At 65.9% G+C, this 3,974-nt stretch carries 4 protein-coding genes; 3 read left to right on the top strand and 1 reads right to left on the bottom strand.

Annotated features, from left to right (window positions below; all coding sequences use genetic code 11):
* Nucleotides 1–81: 81 nt before the first annotated feature.
* Nucleotides 82–612 carry a hypothetical protein gene (locus ACLP25_RS07420; protein ID WP_442468574.1) on the bottom strand — a complete coding sequence of 177 codons (531 nt, stop codon included), beginning with the start codon at nucleotides 610–612 and terminating at the stop codon, nucleotides 82–84.
* Nucleotides 613–955: 343 nt separating this feature from the next.
* Between ACLP25_RS07420 and ACLP25_RS07415 the strand changes: the two genes are divergently transcribed.
* The 3 genes from ACLP25_RS07415 to ACLP25_RS07405 form a co-directional block, all read left to right on the top strand.
* On the top strand, nucleotides 956–1,402 hold the full coding sequence (locus ACLP25_RS07415) for a group II truncated hemoglobin (protein WP_442468573.1): 447 nt from the start codon (nucleotides 956–958) through the stop codon (nucleotides 1,400–1,402).
* Between the two features lie 274 nt (nucleotides 1,403–1,676).
* A complete protein-coding gene (locus ACLP25_RS07410) occupies nucleotides 1,677–3,650 on the top strand; it encodes an AMP-dependent synthetase/ligase (RefSeq protein ID WP_442468572.1) in 1,974 nt (657 codons plus the stop codon).
* Nucleotides 3,647–3,974: ATP-binding cassette domain-containing protein (locus ACLP25_RS07405; protein WP_442468571.1), on the top strand; the 328-nt coding region annotated here is incomplete at its 3' end. The genes ACLP25_RS07410 and ACLP25_RS07405, both read left to right, overlap by 4 nt.

Here is a 3,974-nt window from a genome sequence, read left to right as displayed (position 1 = left end):
GCTTCGGCGCCCCCGACGCGTTTCTCCTCGAACCGCACAGACGAACTGGGCTGCGCCCTCAAGATGCGATTGCCCGGGATGTCACCTGCAGGTTCGCATGAACTTGTTGGCGTAGTCGTAGCTCATTGTTGCAAGGGCGTCAGTCAGTCCGCCTTGCGCGACGATCCAGGCGCGAACCCATTTTGGGTATTTATGCAGCATGTAACCTTTGACCTGGTCTGCGGCCGGCGCCGATGGCCCAGACGGAGCGTGAAACCGGAAGTACGACCCCTCCGATATGCAGGTTTCCTCGGTTGGCAGGGCGAGGAAAAGCGTGCACGCAGAATCGCACCGGCCAACAAACTTGACCTGCTGTTTCGTCGCCTGAAGTTCGTACAGCCGCAACGCATACTCCGCGACGTTGCCGCCGCTGTCGTTACCGATTTCAATGGTTTGCTGAGCGTCGCGCTCGGCGGGCTGCAATTCCTGTCGATTTTGCTCCCGAGCCGCCTCAGCGGTTGCCGCAAGCCCAATCGCCAATCCGAGCCCAAAAAGGATTGCGCGAGTCAGTCGGAGAACTATGGGCAGCGTAAAACGAGGGGCATTGGTTTGAACAGAAGATTTAGCAATCACGAAGTACTCCTGCGGTGCGAACGCCCAGGTTGGACTGGAAAATATTACAATTGTGTGACATTCTCGGCGACGATCCACACCTGACAGGGCGCCAGCGCTTGGGGTAATCCACAGCCCTTGGCGTCGGCGGGGCGCACGACCCTCCAGCAAGGTCCGAATCGCTGAGCCATTGCGCAATGCACTCCCTTGCGCCTTGCGTGCGCCTATGGAGCCGGCTTCGCGTGACCGCAATCCGCCCGGAAGCGGAGATTCAGACCGAAACAGGACCAGCGCTCGGAGTTGACGAAGTCCGCGACTCCTGCGCTCAACGGGGCGCAATCAGACGCTTGCCCGAGGGCGCCACTTGAACGAGTCGATTCCGACGACCTCCCTCTACGTCCGCATCGGCGGCGAACCGGCGCTCGTCGCCTTCGTCGAGCGCTTCTACGAGGCGATGGCGAGCGACCCCGCAGTCACGCGCATCTGGGGCTGGCATCCGCCGGACATCGCCGAACTCAAGCCAAAACTCGTCGCATTCTTGAGCGGATTCGTCGGCGGACCGCCGCTCTACCCCCAGCTTTACGGGCCGCCGTTCATGCGCGCGCGGCATCTGCCGTTCCCCATCGGCGCTGAGGAACGGGACATGTGGCTCAGATGCGCGCGCGTCGCGCTCGACGCGGCCGTCGCCGACCCGCAAGCGCGCGCCGAGTTCGGCCTGAAGCTCGCGGCCTTCGCCGACCACATGCGCAACGTCGCGCCGGCCGGGGCGCAGGTTGGAGAGGGACCCGACGCGGCGAGCGGCAGACCCTAGCGCTGTGTTCACGGGGACCGATCGGTGTCGCCGACTCGCCTGGCGGTCTTCGAAGGCGCGGCCGCCCGCGGGACGTCGGAGCCTCGCGACCGATTGGGGTCGGCCTAGAACGGAGGCAGCGCCGGGTCTGATCGGCGCCGCGAAGTCCTTATCCAACTAAGGTCGGGCTGTTGAAAACAGAGGGGCGCTGCTGAATACTCCCCCGCCACTGAAAAGAGCGACCGCGCGTCGCCGGGCGGGGCCGTCGGCGCCGCGATGAAGGGAGGAGCGGCTCTTGGGGTCGGCGCGCGAGACAAGCGTTGCGAGCGACACGTTCGCAAAGCTCCTTCGGGAGCACGCCGTGCGCCGCGGCGACCGTCCCGCATTCCGCCACAAGGATTTCGGCCTCTGGCAGACGTGGACCTGGGCTCAGGTGTACCACGAGACGCGCGCGATCGCCGCAGGCCTCATCGGGCTCGGACTCGATCGAGGCCACACGATGGCGATCGCTGGCGCAAACCGGCCGAAGCTCTACTGGTCGATGACCGCGGCGCAGATGATCGGCGCGATTCCGGCGCCCTTCTATGCCGATTCCGTCGCCGACGAACTCGCAACGCTGCTCGAACACGCCGAGGCCTCGGTCGTCATCGCGCAGGACCAGGAGCAGGTCGACAAGATTTTGTCCACGCGCGACCGCCTGCCGCGCGTCCGGCACATCCTCTACGACGAACCGCGCGGGCTCGGCGACTATGACGAGCCCGGCCTTCATGCGCTGGCAGCCGTCATGGCAAAGGGCCGCGCCGCTCTCGTCGACGCTATCGCCTCGGCCGACCTCGACCGCCGAATCGACGCCGGCAAGGGCTCGGACCCCTCGGTGATCCTCTACACTTCGGGGACCACCGGCCGCTCGAAGGGCGTGGTGCTGAGCGGCGAGCGCTCGATCGTCGCCGCGCGCTCGACCGTCGCCTTCGACCGGCTGACCGAACGCGACGAGGTGCTCGCCTACCTGCCGCTCGCCTGGGTCGGCGACCACTACCTCAATTACGCGCAGGGCTATGTCGCAGGCTTTTGCATGGCTTGTCCCGAAAGCGCCGACACGGCGGCGGGCGACCTGCGTGAGATCGGCCCGACCTTTCATTTCGCCCCGCCGCGGGTGTTCGAGGCGCTGCTGACCCGCGTTGAGATCCGCATGGAGGACGCAGGCGCGGTCAAGAAATGGCTGTACCGCCGGTTCATGGAGGTGGCGAAGCGCTGGGGCGAAAGGATCGCGAACGGCGAGAAGGTCCCGTTCAGCGCACGGCTCGCCTACGGCCTCGGCGACCTTCTCATCTACGCCCCGCTGAAAAACGCGCTCGGCTTCTCACGCATCCGCGTCGCCTATACCGCGGGCGAAGCGATCGGCGCCGACCTCTTCGCCTTCTACCGCTCGATCGGCCTCAACCTGAAGCAGCTCTACGGGCAGACGGAAGCGTTCCTGTATGTGACCGCGCAGGCCGATCGCGCGGTGCGCTCGGACGCCGTCGGGCCGCCGGCGCCCGACGTCTATGTGCGCATCGCCTCGGACGGCGAAGTGCAGTTCAAGTCGCCCGGCATGTTCGTCGGCTACTTCCGTGAGGATGACAAGACGCGCGAGGCTCTGACCGAGGACGGCTACGTCAAGACGGGCGACGCCGGATTCTTCGAGGCGGACGGACAGCTCAAGATCGTCGACCGCGCCAAGGATGTCGGGCGGCTCGTCAACGGCCAGCTGTTCCCGCCCAAGTACATCGAGAACAAACTCAAATTCTTCCCCAATATCCGCGAGGCGGTGGCGATCGGTGACGGGCGCGAGTTCGTCACCGCGATGATCAACATCGAGCTCGCCTCGGTCGGCAATTGGGCCGAGCGCAACAACGTCTCCTACGCCTCGTACCAGGAGCTGGCCGCGCATCCGCGCGTCACCGAGATGATCGGGGCTCACGTCGACGCGGTGAACCACGCGCTGAGCCGAGAGCCGATGATGGCGGGGGCGCAGATCCGGCGTTTCCTCATTTTGCCGAAGGAGCTTGACGCCGACGACGGCGAATTGACCCGCACGCAGAAGGTGCGGCGCCGCTTCATCGCCGAGCGCTACGCGCCCCTGATCGACGGCCTCTACAACGGCGCGGAAGAGGCTTCGATCGCCGCCGAGATCACCTACGAGGACGGCCGCAAGGGCAAGCTCGTCGGCGCTTCGCGCATCGTCGACACGCCGCCCTATCCCAAGGCGCCCGAGGCGCGCGCGGCATGACGGAGGCTGCGGACGCCATCCTGCTCGCGGTCGAGAACGTGTCGCTGTCGTTCGGCGGCGTGCGCGCGATATCGGACGTGTCGTTCGACATCCGCAAGGGAGAAATCCGCGCCATCATCGGCCCGAACGGCGCCGGCAAGACCTCGATGCTCAACGTGGTCAACGGCTTCTACCACCCGCAAGAGGGCCGAATCACCTACAGGGGCCGCACGCGTTCGCGCATGAAGCCCCACGATGCGGCCGAGCAGGGGGTCGCGCGCACCTTCCAGAACGTCGCCCTGTTCAAGGGCATGACGACGCTCGACAACATCATGACCGGACGCA

The organism is Roseiarcus sp., assembly GCF_052145395.1.
Classification (GTDB): domain Bacteria; phylum Pseudomonadota; class Alphaproteobacteria; order Rhizobiales; family Beijerinckiaceae; genus Roseiarcus.
Note: the sequence above shows the minus strand (reverse complement) of the source record. Positions and strands in the feature narration are given on the sequence as shown.